Consider the following 14,423-nt stretch of genomic DNA (forward strand, 5'->3'; position numbering starts at 1 on the left):
ATCAGCGCTCCAAAGCGGATTTAAGTGCGTGATAGGAGGCTTTTGGGGTGCGTTTCAAGGTGTCAAAGTCGATATGTATAAGCCCGAAGCGCTTTCCGTACCCCAAAGCCCATTCATAATTGTCCAAAAGGGACCATAAGAAAAAACCATGAACGGGGGCTCCATCGTCAATTGCGCGCAAAACGGCGGCGATGTGGACGTTCACATATGCGATGCGTTCGGGGTCATTGACGATGCCATTTTTAATTACATCGGCGTTTGACATGCCGTTTTCAGTGACGAACAGCGGAAGGTTGCCAGTGTATTCGCGCGCGGTCCTGATGAGAAAGTTGTACAGCCCCTCAGGGTAGATTTCCCAACCCATTTGCGTCTTTGGCAGGGGCCCTTCGACAGTTTTGTGGGACGGCCAAGGTCCATCGGTGGGCGCGATGTTTGATCGGGTGTAATAATTTAAACCGACCCAATCCAAGGGCGCTTGGATCGTAGTAAAATCGTCTTGCCAGCGGTCCGGCATGTGGGGGCCGAGGCCCTCCATCACGTTTGTGGGGTAGGTTCCCTTGAACACGCCATCCATAAAGAAGCGGTTGTAATATCCATCATATAGGTCAGCGGCGGTGCGCGATTGCGCGCTTTCGTCCGCAGGATTGGCCCATTCAAAATTGAAAACGCCACCCAAGTTGGACATGCCAAGTTCGCGCATCGTGTTGATTGCGGTCCCGTGTGCCACAAGAATGTGGTGCATGGCGCGGGCCGTAGCGCGGATATCGCGCAGGCCCGGTGCGTGGGCGCCAACAGAATGTGACAACCAACCGACGCACCACGGTTCATTGATCGGGGCGACGGCGGTCATGCGATCGCCGATGCGCCCCATAATGCAGGCGGTGTAATCACCGAACCATTTTGGCATATCCGCGCTGCGCCAACCGCCTTTGTCGGCCAATTCTGATGGCAATTCCCAATGATACAGCGTCGCGTAGGGTGCCAACCCGCGTTCCAACATGACGTCGGTCAGGCGGTCGTAGAAATCCAGACCTTTGACATTCGGGGTTACACCGTCAGGCATGACCCGTGCCCATAACGTTGAAAAGCGGTAGGCGTCAAACCCTGCTGCTGCCATAAGATCGAGGTCTTCTTCGTACCGATTGTAGTGATCACAGGCCAACTGGCCGTGTTCGCTGCGCACAACATTTCCAGGGGTGGTAGCAAAAGTGTCCCAATGGGTTGATCCTGCGCCACCCACGGCGTGGCCTTCGATTTGGTAGGCGGACGTGGCGGCCCCAAAGACAAAATCTTCTGGAAAATCTGAGCGTTTGAAATTCATGTTGGCCTTTCTGGTCAGGCGGGGTCGGACGTGGCGGGGGCAGGGCCCGTGGAACAACCGACGGTCAATTCAACCTCAAGCAATCGATGTTGAGGCGGGGCGTCGGGGTTGTTGATTTGTGCGAGAAGCATTTCTGACAGCGCGCGTCCGGCGTCGCGTACAGAAGATCGTGTCGCAGTGAAAATTGGCACGTCAGCACCGTTCGCCAGATACGAAAGCCCGTCATCATAAGTAATGATCGAAATATCGCGGCCCATCTGTAGTCCGCGTTCATCAAGGGCGCGGCGCACGCCCAAGGCGGAGATGATTGACGAGACAAGGAGCGCTGTTGGCGGTCGCGATTGCCCCAGCAGTTCCACCGCTGAGGCATAGCCAAACGCTTCGGTCATTTCATTGCTGCGCAACAAGGTGGGATCAGGTGCGACATCGCGCGCGCTCAGTGCGTCTTCATATCCGCTGCGACGACGGTGCGCGAAATCCATCGTTTCCAGCCCGTTGATGAGCGCAATACGCTTATGGCCCAGATCAAGCAGAAATTCAGTGGCGCGCCGAAATGCGCTGCGGTTGTTCACATCCAGCCAACTGTAGTCTGTGTCGATACCAGATGCGCGGCCATGGACGACAAACGGTAGGCCAATTTCATCCAATAGGGCGATGCGGGTGTCGTTCATCTTTGGTCCATGCAGAATAACGCCATCTACGGTGCCGCGGGTTTTAAAGGCGCGGTAGACTTTTTCTTCGTTGGCATCGTCGATGATCGACAGCACCATTTCATAATTGTTACGCGCGTAAACTTCGCCTGCTCCGGCAATGAAATCGCCAAAGATTGGATTGACCATTTCATGTTGATTGGCGATTGGAATCACATGGCCAATCGCATTGGCGCGCCCCGTCGCGAGGCCTTTGGCACGGGCGTTCGGAGTATAATTATATTTTGCAGCAACGTCGAGGATCTTTTTACGGGTGGCCTCATTAACCTCGGGGTAGCCGTTCAACGCGCGGCTGACGGTCGTCTGGGATAGTCCCAGAATTTCTGAAAGGCCCTTAAGGTTCATACGTTTTTTCCAAACCGCTTTGAATGATCACTGCGCGGTGATTTTGACCCTTAGGGTCGCTGAAAGCAACTGTCTTATCGTAGTTTTAATATTAAACGCAGCATTTTGACACCTGCGCTAGAATGGTTGACTCTACAGGGGAAATCTAGCAAGTTCAGATTATCCAAAGCGCTTTGGTTATTTTTCGCGTGGAAAGTTTCAGAATAAGGCAGCGCGCAAAATGCGCTGTCAGGGAGGACTACCATGAGAAACTCTTTGTATTTATGCGCCGCTGCTGTCGCGTTGAGCACTGGATTGGCACATGCCGACGGGCATCAGCCATTCGCAGTTGGCGAGGGCGATTTTAGCTGGGATTCATACGGGACCTATGTGGCAGGCGCGCCTGATCTAAGCGGTCAGACTGTGACGATCTTTGGCCCGTGGCTTAGTCCGGAGGCTGAAGTTTTTACGAGCATGCTGACATATTTCGAAGACGCGACTGGTGCGGATGCGACTTATACCGGATCTGACAGTTTTGAGCAGCAGATCGTCATTGACGCCGAAGCAGGCTCTCCACCAAATATTGCTGTGTTCCCACAACCCGGTCTGGCTGCAAGCCTTGCAGCGCAGGGTCTTTTAGAACCACTTGGCGCAGAGTCTGCGGGATGGGTTGACGACAACTACGCGGCTGGATCGTCTTGGGTTGATCTGGGCACATACGCCGACGCGTCTGGTGATGACCAGTTCTACGGTTTCTTCTTCAACGTAAACGTCAAATCGCTGGTTTGGTATGTGCCTGAAAAATTCGAAGACGCGGGCTATGACGTGCCTGAGACCATGGAAGAACTGATCGCATTGTCCGAGCAGATCATCGCAGACGGTGAAACACCGTGGTGTATCGGTCTGGGTTCTGGTGCGGCAACGGGCTGGGTCGCGACAGACTGGGTCGAAGACATCATGCTTCGCACGCAGACCCCTGAAACATACGACATGTGGGTGTCCAACGAGATTCCGTTCAACGACCCGAAAGTTGTTGAAGCCATCGAAACGTTCGGCATGTTTGCCAAGAACGATGATATGGTTTCCGGCGGGTCCGGTGCTGTTGGAACGACAGATTTTCGTGACAGCCCTGCAGGTATGTTCAGCTCTCCAGCGCAGTGTTACATGCACCGTCAGGCGTCTTTCGCACCGGCGTTCTTCCCAGAAGGCACCGAGCTTGGCACTGATGCCGACTTCTTCTACTTCCCATCCTTTGTGGGCAAAGACCTCGGTAATCCTGTCTTGGGTGGTGGTACGTTGCTGGCTGTGACGGATGCCAATGACGCGACAATGGCGTTAATGGATTTCCTGAAAACGCCGATCGCACATGAGATCATGATGGCGCAAACTGGCTTTTTGACACCACACACCGGCGTCAATTTGGCGACGTACATGGACGACACTCTGCGCGGTCAGGGCGAAATTCTGCAAAACGCAACGACGTTCCGCTTCGATGCCTCCGACTTGATGCCTGGCGCGATTGGGGCCGGCACGTTTTGGACCGGCATGGTTGACTACGTCGGTGGAGCATCCGCGCAAGACGTGGCCGATGCGATCCAGTCAAGCTGGGACGCGATCAAGTAAGTGATCTGACACCAATGGCGGCCCTTCGAGGAAGAGGGGCCGCCGTATTCGACTTTTAGTCAGATTTAGTTAACTTCTAGGGGGAGCAGGTCCATGCATCCAGCAGTGCTCGGATTGATCACAATCGTTTTCGGCGTGGGCGGCTGTGTCGGTTATTTCTACGGCGCAAACCTGTTCCTTGATAAAGTTCTGTACCCGGCCAGCGGTCCGAAAGCAGGGCGCAACATCAACCGCGCCAACCGAATCCGCCCGTGGGTTTTTTTTGGGCCTGCGATTTTGGCGCTGGGGCTGTATCTCGCTTATCCTGTGGTGGCGACGTTCATTTTGAGCTTTCAAGAAAGACTCCCTGGCGATGCGCACGTTTTCGTCGGTTTTGAGAATTACACCAAGATGTTTGCTGAACCGAAATTTGCAGAAGCCGTGTTCAACAATGTGTTGTGGCTGACTGTGGTCCCTGCGGCGGCGACGGGTTTTGGCCTTTTGGCAGCGCAGCTGACCGACCGTCTCAGCTGGGGCAACATATCAAAATCCATCATTTTTATGCCCATGGCGATTTCATTCGTTGGTGCGGCGGTGATTTTCAAACTGGTCTATGAGGCCCGCCCAGAAGACGTAGCGCAGATCGGTATTCTCAATCATCTTTACTTGTTATCTGGCGGCGCTGAACCGCAGCAATGGCTGACGATCCCGTTCTGGAATTCGTTTTTCCTGATGGCGGTGCTGATCTGGATTCAGACCGGTTTTGCCATGGTGATCCTGTCGGCGGCGCTGCGCGGTATTCCGGAAGAAACTGTCGAAGCGGCAATTGTGGACGGTGCAAACCCGTTCCAGATTTTCTTTAAGATCAAAGTGCCGCAGATCATGGGCACGATTGTGGTGGTCTGGACGACCATTACAATTGCGACGCTCAAGGTCTTTGACATCGTGTTCGCGATGACGAACGGCCAGTGGGAAACGCAAGTTTTGGCCAACTACATGTATGACAAATTGTTCGTGGCGCAGGATTGGGGCATGGGGTCGGCGGCTGCGATGATTATCATGCTGCTGGTCACACCGATCCTTGTGTGGAACGTCTACAATGCCCGTAAGGAGATGCGCTGATGGCCCTCTGCCGGACAGGAGAAAATCATGGATAGCATGGCAGGAAGAAAGCCCGCAGTCGTTTGGGCCCTAAATATCTCAGTCGTGTTGCTGACGTTGTTGTGGCTGTTCCCGACGATGGGTCTGTTCGTCAGCTCGTTCCGCACGAGCGAACAAATCACGGCATCGGGCTGGTGGTCATCCATGTTCCCCGCAGAACAAACCCTGCAACTTCGCGCACTTGATCCTGAAGATAACCGGATCGAAACATCCGCAGGGGTTTTCGTGGTCGAAGGGTCGGCGTTTGACGAAGGGATGGACGCAGTCGAGATTGACAGTTGGGGCACATCATCGCGTGCATTATATGCTTATTCAGCGGGCGACGTGGCTGATTTGGGTGATGGCGAAACATTTACGCTGAAGGCTGATGGCACGTATGTCTGGCAGGGTGATGGCGATCAAATCAGTGGACGCGCCCAGCGGTTTTTCTTCACAGCGACAATCCCACCTGATTTCACGCTCTCGAATTACGACCAAGTGTTGTTGGACGAACAGAACTCAGAAGGTATGGCAAAGGCGTTCTTTAACACGCTGACGGTTGTGATCCCTGCGACGATCATCCCAATCTTGATTGCGGCATTTGCCGCCTACGCTTTGGCATGGATGGAATTCCCTGGACGCGCGTTGTTGGTTGCGACGGTCGTCGGCCTGTTGGTCGTGCCGCTGCAGCTTGCGCTTATCCCGTTGCTGACATTCCACGTCGGCGCGATGGAGCTTTTGACATCTGTGATGGGGCCGGTTGATGAAGACAGTAAACTGACCGGTGTTAACTGGTTCGGCAATTGATTTGGCATGTCGGAGGGTGAAAAAATCGCTGGCAAAGGCTACTTCGGCGTATGGTTGGCGCACACGGGATTTGGCCTGCCACTGGCGATTTATCTGCTACGCAATTACATGGTCGGCCTGCCGCGTGATATCATCGAAAATGCCCGCGTCGATGGCGCGACTGAGTTCCAGATTTTCACCAAGATTATTCTGCCGCTCAGCTTTCCCGCACTCGCATCGTTTGCGATTTTCCAGTTCCTGTGGACCTGGAATGACCTGTTGGTGGCCTTGGTGTTCTTGATCGACAGTTCCGGCAACACGACCGTCATGACCAAGCAGATTGTTGAATTGCTCGGCACGCGGGGCGGCGATTGGGAAATCCTTGCGACATCTGCGTTCGTGTCGATTGCGGTGCCTTTGTTGGTGTTCTTCATGATGCAAAAATATCTGGTGCGCGGTCTGTTGGCCGGCTCCGTCAAGTAACCCCAAGGGAGAGCCCTGAATATGAGCAAGATGGACCTAATCATGAGCGATGCACGCTTGGAAAAAGACAAAGACTGGTGGCGTGGTGCGGTAATCTATCAGATCTATCCGCGCAGCTATCAAGACAGCGATGGCGACGGCATTGGCGATCTTGCGGGCATTGTGCAGCGCATTCCGTATATCGCGTCGCTGGGCGTCGATGCAATCTGGATTTCACCATTCTTCACCTCGCCGATGAAGGACTTTGGCTACGACGTCAGCAATTATTGTGATGTAGATCCGATGTTCGGTTCGATGGGTGATTTCAACGCTGTTGTGTTGGCGGCGCACCAACATGGGCTAAAGATCATGATTGATCTGGTGCTGTCACATACGTCCGATCAACATCCGTGGTTCCAGCAAAGCCGTGTGAGCCGCGACAACGATAAATCCGACTGGTATGTCTGGGCTGACCCCAAAGAAGACGGCACGCCGCCCAACAATTGGTTGTCGATTTTTGGTGGGTCTGGTTGGCAATGGAGCGGTGAGCGTGAGCAGTATTTCTTGCACAACTTCCTATCATCGCAACCGGACCTGAATTTTCACGAACCTGTCGTGCAGACTGCGTTGCTTGATGTGGCTGGGTTCTGGCTGGATCGAGGGGTGGACGGGTTCCGCCTTGATACGATCAATTTCTATGTGCACGACAAGCAGTTGCGGTCTAACCCGCCGCTGCCGCGCGAACAGCGCAATTCGACCATCGCGCCGTCCGTGAACCCATACAATCACCAACTGCATCTCTATTCCAAGAACCAGCCCGAAAACCTGGACTTTCTGCGTAAACTGCGCGGCGTTATGGAACCTTATAACGCCGCCGCCGTCGGCGAGGTCGGGGACGCACAGCGTGGCATCGAGATTATGGGCGAGTACACGGCCGGTGATGACCTGATGCAGATGTGCTATGCGTTCGAATTCCTTGCCAACGTCCGCCCGACGGCTGCTGACATTGAAACGGTCATGGCGCGCGTGGACAAACATGCCTCTGACGGTTGGGCCTGCTGGGCGTTTTCCAACCACGACGTTAAGCGCCATGCGACCCGTTGGGACGTGCCTGATGCGGGTCTGCGCCTGATGACGACGCTGATGATGTGTCTGCGCGGGTCAGCCTGTATTTATCAGGGCGAAGAGCTTGGTCTTCAAGAAGCTGATGTCGCTTTTCGTGATCTGCAGGACCCCTACGGGATTGAGTTCTGGCCAGAGTTCAAGGGCCGCGATGGGTGCCGCACGCCAATGGTGTGGGAGGCGTCCAACGCCAATGGCGGGTTCAGCACCGCTGAAAAGCCGTGGTTGCCTTTCAGCCACGAGCACGCCCAGATGTGCGTCGCGGTTCAGGAAGAAAACCCTGATGCGCTGATCCACCATTACCGACGCGCCATTGCGCTACGCCGCGCCCACCCGGGTTTGGCCAAGGGTGATCACGATGGCGTCAAAGCAAGCGGCAACGTGGTTCATTTCACCCGTACACATGACGGTGTTGACATCTTTTGTGCATTTAATTTGGGTGACAAACCGGCGGTTCTGGCAATGCCGGATGGTATATTCACCGCGATTGCGCTCAATTTGGGCGGAGTGGACACACCGCGCGGAGACACGCTCATACTTGGTCCATGGCAGGCTTATATTGCAACTGCGGCGCGCACTTAATCAATAGAAGGGACACAGATGGCTGATCTCAAACTGACGAATGTTGCCAAAACATATGGTGGCGCGATTGATGTTCTGAAGAACATTAACCTCGACATCAAAACTGGTGAATTGATCGTGTTTGTGGGGCCGTCAGGCTGCGGCAAATCTACCTTGCTGCGGATGATTGCGGGCTTGGAAAAGATCACCAGTGGTGAGTTGCAGATCGATGGACAGATCGTCAACGATGTGCCGCCCGCACAGCGCGGCATCGCAATGGTATTCCAATCCTACGCGCTTTATCCGCACATGACGGTGCGCGACAACATGAGCTTTGCGATGAAACTGGCCAAAAAGCCAAAGCATGAAATCGAAGCATCAATTGCGAATGTCGCGAAGATTTTGCAACTTGAAGATTATCTTGATCGCCTGCCCAAAGCGTTGTCCGGCGGGCAACGCCAGCGTGTGGCGATTGGCCGGTCTATTGTGCGCGACCCAAAGGTGTATTTGTTCGATGAACCGCTGTCGAACTTGGACGCGGCGTTGCGCGTTGCGACACGGATCGAAATTGCACAACTAAAAGAATCCATGCCGGAGTCCACGATGATCTACGTCACCCACGATCAGGTCGAAGCGATGACTTTGGCGACGCGCATTGTGGTTTTGGCAAACAAAGGCATCGCGCAGGTTGGAACGCCACTGGATTTATACGAACGCCCCGAGAACGAATTCGTGGCGCAATTCATTGGGTCCCCTGCGATGAACCTGCTGTCCGGTGAAATTGTGAAAACTGGCCCACAGACCAAGGTGAAATTGCACGGTGGCGGTGTCGTTGTCTCAGCCGTGCCGACGCAGACCGCCGATAAGGGGCTGAAAGTTAACATCGGCATCCGCCCCGAAGACATGATTTCTACTACAGGTGATGAATATGCGTTTGAGGGTAAGGTTAACATCACCGAAGCCTTGGGCGAGGTCACGTTGTTGTATTTCGACAAGGTTGGCGACAATGACGCGGTGATTGGCAAACTGCCGGGCATTCATGCGGATTTGCGCGCAACATCGGTTCGCATGGTGGCCGCCCCTGAAAAGGTTCAGATATTCCACAAAGGGCAGTCACTTCTTTATCGATCATGCGATGGGGCGGAATCGTGAACGGGGTGGCGTGTTAGCGTGATTGCGGTGGGCCTTTACGTGCGTTCGACAGACAGGTAGTCGGGTGCATGGCAAACAAACCAACATCACGGATCGGTAAGAACAGCAGCGGGCGTGGTCAACGCGATCTCACTGTTAAGGTGAAATCGGCGCGTGGGCGCAAGATGTCGTCGACGTTGTGGTTACAGCGTCAGTTGAATGACCCCTATGTGGTGCGCGCCAAGGCCGATGGATATCGCGGGCGTGCAGCCTATAAGATACTAGAGTTAAACGATAAGTTCGACTTCTTTACGCCAGGTAAACGTGTTGTTGACTTAGGCGCGGCCCCGGGTGGCTGGATTCAGATCGCTGTGCCCAAGGTCAATGCCTTGGGTGAGCGTAAAGGCAAACCTATCGGCACGATCCTTGGTATTGATCTGCAAGAGATGGAGCCGATCGCAGGATCTGAGCTTCATGTCCTCGATTTCATGGAAGATGACGCTGATCAAAAGGTCAAAGACTGGCTGGGCGGTAAGGCGGATATTGTGTTGTCAGACATGGCGGCGTCTGCGTCGGGCCACAAACAAACCGACCACAACCGCATTATGGCGCTGTGCGAAGCGGCGGCGTATTTTGCGTTTGACGTGCTTGAAGAGGGCGGCGTGTTTGTCGCCAAGGTTTTGGCAGGGGGTGCTGAAGCAGATTTGCAGCGCTTGTTGAAGATCAACTTCAAGAAAGTTCAATACGTCAAACCGCCGGCATCACGGTCCGACAGTTCTGAAAAGTTTGTGGTTGCCACCGGCTTTCGCGGCGGATCTGCTTGACGTTATGAACAGGCGGCCTAGTCTTGGCGCTCAATTCATGACGCAACGAACCACTACGGGGAATAGATGTCGGTAGCACTTTGGTATTATGTTGAAAACGGTGCCAGCATTGGACCCGTTCAAGCCATAGACATTGACCGTTTGATCGGCCTTGCAACCATCACGCGCGACACGCTTGTATGGCAGGAGGGGATGCAGGATTGGATGGCAGCGGAGCAACATTTCTCATTTGCAAGTGCGCCACCAACGCCAGTTAATCAACGGGGCGTTGTGCAAGGCGCGCCGTCAGGGGGGACGCGCCGTCCGCCCGGACTGAATGCAGCCGCACCTCAGTGCAGCTTTGGCGAGGCCATTCGCGTTTGCTTTTTGAAATATGTCGGTTTTTCGGGCTGGGCAAGCAGATCAGAATTCTGGTATTTTGTTCTGTTTACGTTTATCGGTTCGTCTGTGGCGGGGGGCATTGATGGGGCTTTATTTCCGTATAATGAACTGACGCCGATCAGTTCTCTTTTCTCATTGACGGTTTTACTGCCGTTGATTGCCGTCAGCATCCGCCGCATGCACGATATCAATCGCGTCGGGTGGTGGATATTGTTGCCGTTGGTAAACGTCGCGTTTTATTGCCTAAAAGGCCAATCAGAACCTAATAGATATGGATGAATCATGACCCACATTCTTGCCATTGACCAAGGCACGACGTCCACCCGCGCCATATTGTTTGATGATGAAATGGCGGTGGCGCATGTTGCCCAACAGGAATTTCGCCAGATTTACCCACAGTCGGGTTGGGTCGAACATGATGTCGAAGATATTTGGGATAGTGTTGTGGCCGTCTGTCGCGATGTTGTGGCCAAATCCAGCGACATCGCGGCCATCGGCATCACCAACCAACGCGAAACAACGATTGTTTGGGACCGTGAGACCTGCAAGCCGATCCACAACGCGATTGTCTGGCAGGATCGCCGCACATCTGACTTTTGTGAGGAACTGAAAGCTGAGGGGTTTGAGGTCGAGATCACCCATCGTACTGGTCTTTTGGCGGACCCGTATTTTTCTGGCACCAAGGTGCGGTATATCTTGCAAACTGTTGAGGGTGCACAGGACTTGGCGGATGCGGGTAAGCTGGTTTTTGGCACCGTCGACAGTTTTTTGATCTGGCGGCTGACGGGTGGTAAGCGCCATGTGACCGACGCCACAAATGCAGCGCGCACCATGCTTTATAACATCCGCGAAGGCTGTTGGGACGCGACGATTTGCAAACGCCTGGGCATCCCGATGTCGATGCTGCCCGAGGTTCTGGACTGTGCTGCTGATTTTGGCAGCACGGATATGTTTGGGCTGACTTTGCCGATTTTGGGTGTCGCGGGTGACCAACAGGCAGCGACCATTGGTCAGGCGTGTTTCGAACCCGGCATGTTGAAGTCGACCTATGGCACGGGGTGTTTTGCCTTGTTGAACACGGGCGGCGATCTGGTGGAAAGCCAGAACCGTTTGCTTGGCACGATTGCCTATCAGTTGGACGGTAAAACGACCTATGCGCTTGAGGGATCGATCTTTATCGCGGGCGCAGTGGTGCAATGGTTGCGCGACGGGCTGGGGATTATCGCCAAGGCACAGGACACACATCCGCTGGCAGAAAAGGCTGATCCGTCGGTTGAGTTGTATTTGGTGCCAGCCTTCACCGGGCTTGGAGCACCGTATTGGGACGCCGAGGCGCGTGGCGCAATTTACGGTCTGACGCGTAATGCGGGACCCGCGGAATTTGCCCGCGCAGCGCTAGAAAGCGTCGGATTTCAGACCCGCGATTTGCTTGAGGCCATGCACGCTGATTGGCCCGCATCAAACGATGGCGGTGCTGAAGGGATATTGCGGGTGGACGGTGGCATGTCCGCGTCCGACTGGGCGATGCAGTTCCTCGCGGACATCATCGGCGCACCTGTGGACAGACCAAAGGTGCTGGAGACCACGGCGCTTGGGGCGGCGTGGTTGGCTGGCATGCGGGCGGGGATATACCCTGCTCAGGACGAATTTGCGGCGACTTGGGCGCTTGAACGTCAGTTCACGCCCGCAATGTCAGAGGTAGACAAAGACCGCCGTTATGCAGGCTGGAAAGACGCCATTCGTAGAACAAAATCCTAAGATTTACGCGTCCAATGTGCAGATTTCGACGCCTTGGGGCAGGGTGGTCAATACGTTGCCGCGTTCGGTTTGGCGCAAATCGTAGCCGTACCCTTTGAGACGAAATTTCCATTCGCGATCCGAGATGCAGTTTTTGCGTTCGTCCATAACAAATGTGCGGACTTGTGACACGATCGTTGCTGTTGAGGCCGTGGTGTTGCCTGTGAAGTGCATTGTTCTCTCTCCGTTATCAATACGTCTTTCTGAGGATGATTGTGCACAGGATTAATGGCCGGAAATCAGCAGCAATGCGGCGAAAAAAGGGTCATTTTGGACGAGAATGTGGCCTATCGGGGTCGGTCGTTCGGTTTAATCGCACCGACCCTCGTGCTACTATGGCGCGCCCATTTCGCCGCTGAGGAACGCTTCGGGGTTTTCCACCTCTTTCAGCTTTTTGCCGTCAATCCACCAGAACCGATTGCCGACGTTGCGCAAAAAGCTGCGATCGTGGCTGACCAGCAAACAGGATGCATCATGGGCGATCAGTTCCCGCTCAAGCGCTTCTTGTCCTTCGATATCAAGATGGTTTGTCGGTTCATCCAGCAGGTAGAAATTCGGATTTTTCAGCCGCAGGACCAACATCGCAAGACGCGCCTTTTGGCCACCAGATAATGCGGCGATTTTTGTGTCCTGCATCTGTATCGACACGCCCGCACCAGCCAAAACACCGCGCGCGCGTTGATCGCCAATATTAAATTGCCCCGCGATGGCCGTCATCGGGGTGTCACTGTCAGACAGCTGGCTCAGGTGCTGGTCGGAATAGGCGGGAACGACTGACGGTGCACATTTTAGCGTAGGACTGGCCCCTGACAGGGCTTGCTGGATCATCTTGATCAGTTGCGTTTTCCCGGTGCCATTGGCACCCAGCAACACAATGCGATCCCCCTGAGACACCCATTTCTGTCCGGTCTTGTACAGCAGCCGTCCGTCAGGCGTTTGGACAGGGACGTCATCCAATGTGATCAATGCTTTGGCGTGGGTACCGCTGTTCCCCAATTTGATATCGCCCGCACTGCGGTCTTGATGGGCAGGCTTGGCTGCAGCCTCCATTTGTGCGGCGCGTTCATTAAGTTGCTTGGTCTTGGTGATCAACAGATCAGACCCGGAATTGATGCCGATATTTTTTAGCTTTGCAGCTTGCTTGCGCAACTGCTGCGCCTTGTTGAGATCATTTGCAAAGCGCCGCTCGTCCGCACCGTCGGCCTCGTCCAGTGCGTTTCTGGCTGCGGTGAAGGGGCGTTGAAACACCCGCGATCGTTCAACGCGCAAGAACAGGGTGCGATTGGTTGTTGCGTCCAGAAATGCGCGGTCATGGGATGTGATGACAACTGGCACATCGCGCGGCAAAGCAGCCAGCCAGTCTTGCAGCAATCCGATGCGATACAAGTCCAGATGGTTGGTCGGTTCATCCAGCAGCAAGATGTCCGGTTCCGTAACCCAAGCCGTCGCAAGCATCGCGGTGCGTTGCCAGCCACCGCTGAGTTCGCGCAGTGGTTTATGGTGCACGTCATATGGCACGCTGAGGCCGTCAAGCACCACATCCACACGCCAGCTTTCATATTCAGCCTGTTCCGCGGGGAGGGCTGCCAGCACCCAGTCATAGAGTGTTTGGCCCTGTGCGACGTCGGGCACGTTCTGCGCCACATGGCCCACACGCAATCCGCGCGCGCGGGTTATCTCACCGGTGGTGGGGTCAAATTGACCTGCCAGACAGTCCAGCAGGGTGGTTTTGCCACGCCCGTTCGCAGCGACCAGCCCGATGCGGTCGCCTTTTGAAATTGTCAGGGTCAGATCGCTAAAAAGAGGATCGCCAAGGGTCACACCCAAAGCGTTGATATTGATAATTGTCATTGGAATTCCGGATCAAATAGAAGGAGGCCGCGACGCGGCTTCGGGCAGACCGATTGAGATGTTATGTCTCGGGTCAGCCCTGCAAACGAATTTACAGGGCGAAACGGGGACCATGCTGAAGTCGGCGGATGATACGCATGTTCAGCTTGTGCCCTCCCGTTGTGGATTGTGTCCGGTTTGAGTGATGTTAGAAAACAAAACCGATCTGCACAAGTGACTTGCGTGGTCGAAGGATCGCATGTGTCCGATGCACGGTGACGCTGGCCTGAAGAGGCCAAACTCCAATCCAAAATACAGACTTGAGCGTTTGGCGTCCATTTTGTAAGCTCTAGGCCCAATGGCGGCCTTTTAAACTTGTCCGCTTGATAATCGGGCTATGTCCCAAGCTACGAATAAAGATCGCGATGTACG

Annotated in this window: 11 protein-coding genes and 1 pseudogene; 8 read left to right on the forward strand and 4 right to left on the reverse strand. The window is 54.5% G+C overall.

What is annotated here, in order from left to right; all coding sequences use genetic code 11:
- Position 1 precedes the first annotated feature (1 nt).
- Positions 2–1,321 carry a GH1 family beta-glucosidase gene (locus tag OAN307_RS11740; RefSeq protein ID WP_015499963.1) on the reverse strand — a complete coding sequence of 440 codons (1,320 nt, stop codon included), beginning with the start codon at positions 1,319–1,321 and terminating at the stop codon, positions 2–4.
- 14 nt (positions 1,322–1,335) lie between these two features.
- Positions 1,336–2,376, reverse strand: a complete 1,041-nt coding sequence (locus OAN307_RS11745; protein ID WP_015499964.1) for a substrate-binding domain-containing protein — start codon at positions 2,374–2,376, stop codon at positions 1,336–1,338.
- A gap of 243 nt (positions 2,377–2,619) precedes the next feature.
- On the opposite strand from OAN307_RS11745, the gene OAN307_RS11750 reads away from it, so the two are divergent.
- The 8 genes and pseudogenes from OAN307_RS11750 (at position 2,620) to glpK (ending at position 12,122) form a co-directional block, all read left to right on the forward strand.
- Positions 2,620–3,978, forward strand: a complete 1,359-nt coding sequence (locus tag OAN307_RS11750) for an ABC transporter substrate-binding protein (protein ID WP_015499965.1) — start codon at positions 2,620–2,622, stop codon at positions 3,976–3,978.
- A gap of 93 nt (positions 3,979–4,071) precedes the next feature.
- Positions 4,072–5,079 (forward strand): carbohydrate ABC transporter permease, encoded by a 1,008-nt coding sequence (locus tag OAN307_RS11755; RefSeq protein WP_015499966.1) that lies wholly within the window; start codon positions 4,072–4,074, stop codon positions 5,077–5,079.
- 27 nt (positions 5,080–5,106) lie between these two features.
- A pseudogene (locus OAN307_RS11760) lies at positions 5,107–6,366 on the forward strand (carbohydrate ABC transporter permease).
- 42 nt (positions 6,367–6,408) lie between these two features.
- Positions 6,409–8,049 (forward strand): alpha-amylase family glycosyl hydrolase, encoded by a 1,641-nt coding sequence (locus tag OAN307_RS11765; protein WP_015499967.1) that lies wholly within the window; start codon positions 6,409–6,411, stop codon positions 8,047–8,049.
- A gap of 18 nt (positions 8,050–8,067) precedes the next feature.
- A complete protein-coding gene (locus tag OAN307_RS11770) occupies positions 8,068–9,180 on the forward strand; it encodes an ABC transporter ATP-binding protein (protein ID WP_015499968.1) in 1,113 nt (370 codons plus the stop codon).
- A 68-nt stretch (positions 9,181–9,248) separates the two neighbouring features.
- Positions 9,249–9,983, forward strand: a complete 735-nt coding sequence (locus tag OAN307_RS11775) for an RlmE family RNA methyltransferase (RefSeq protein ID WP_015499969.1) — start codon at positions 9,249–9,251, stop codon at positions 9,981–9,983.
- Positions 9,984–10,049: 66 nt separating this feature from the next.
- Complete coding sequence (locus tag OAN307_RS26280) at positions 10,050–10,643, forward strand: DUF805 domain-containing protein (RefSeq protein WP_015499970.1); 594 nt, start codon at positions 10,050–10,052, stop codon at positions 10,641–10,643.
- Positions 10,644–10,646: 3 nt separating this feature from the next.
- A complete protein-coding gene (gene glpK, locus OAN307_RS11785; protein WP_015499971.1) occupies positions 10,647–12,122 on the forward strand; it encodes a glycerol kinase GlpK in 1,476 nt (491 codons plus the stop codon).
- Positions 12,123–12,125: 3 nt separating this feature from the next.
- Here the strand turns inward: glpK and OAN307_RS11790 are convergent, their stop codons facing one another.
- Both OAN307_RS11790 and OAN307_RS11795 read right to left on the reverse strand, forming a co-directional pair.
- Positions 12,126–12,335, reverse strand: a complete 210-nt coding sequence (locus OAN307_RS11790) for a hypothetical protein (RefSeq protein WP_015499972.1) — start codon at positions 12,333–12,335, stop codon at positions 12,126–12,128.
- Positions 12,336–12,494: 159 nt separating this feature from the next.
- The gene (locus OAN307_RS11795; protein WP_015499973.1) at positions 12,495–14,012 is read right to left on the reverse strand and encodes an ABC-F family ATP-binding cassette domain-containing protein; all 1,518 of its coding nucleotides are present in this window, start codon (positions 14,010–14,012) and stop codon (positions 12,495–12,497) included.
- Positions 14,013–14,423 lie beyond the last annotated feature (411 nt).

The sequence above is a fragment of the Octadecabacter antarcticus 307 genome (genome assembly GCF_000155675.2).
Classification (GTDB): domain Bacteria; phylum Pseudomonadota; class Alphaproteobacteria; order Rhodobacterales; family Rhodobacteraceae; genus Octadecabacter; species Octadecabacter antarcticus.

What these genes read in the sequence shown, in the direction of transcription:
- OAN307_RS11740 (WP_015499963.1), bottom strand. Translation starts at nt 1,321, where the DNA reads ATGAATTTCAAACGCTCAGATTTTCCAGAAGATTTTGTCTTTGGGGCC.
- OAN307_RS11750 (WP_015499965.1), top strand. Translation starts at nt 2,620, where the DNA reads ATGAGAAACTCTTTGTATTTATGCGCCGCTGCTGTCGCGTTGAGCACT.
- OAN307_RS11770 (WP_015499968.1), top strand. Translation starts at nt 8,068, where the DNA reads ATGGCTGATCTCAAACTGACGAATGTTGCCAAAACATATGGTGGCGCG.
- OAN307_RS11745 (WP_015499964.1), bottom strand. Translation starts at nt 2,376, where the DNA reads ATGAACCTTAAGGGCCTTTCAGAAATTCTGGGACTATCCCAGACGACC.
- OAN307_RS26280 (WP_015499970.1), top strand. Translation starts at nt 10,050, where the DNA reads ATGTCGGTAGCACTTTGGTATTATGTTGAAAACGGTGCCAGCATTGGA.
- glpK (WP_015499971.1), top strand. Translation starts at nt 10,647, where the DNA reads ATGACCCACATTCTTGCCATTGACCAAGGCACGACGTCCACCCGCGCC.
- OAN307_RS11765 (WP_015499967.1), top strand. Translation starts at nt 6,409, where the DNA reads ATGAGCGATGCACGCTTGGAAAAAGACAAAGACTGGTGGCGTGGTGCG.
- OAN307_RS11790 (WP_015499972.1), bottom strand. Translation starts at nt 12,335, where the DNA reads ATGCACTTCACAGGCAACACCACGGCCTCAACAGCAACGATCGTGTCA.
- OAN307_RS11775 (WP_015499969.1), top strand. Translation starts at nt 9,249, where the DNA reads ATGGCAAACAAACCAACATCACGGATCGGTAAGAACAGCAGCGGGCGT.
- OAN307_RS11755 (WP_015499966.1), top strand. Translation starts at nt 4,072, where the DNA reads ATGCATCCAGCAGTGCTCGGATTGATCACAATCGTTTTCGGCGTGGGC.
- OAN307_RS11795 (WP_015499973.1), bottom strand. Translation starts at nt 14,012, where the DNA reads ATGACAATTATCAATATCAACGCTTTGGGTGTGACCCTTGGCGATCCT.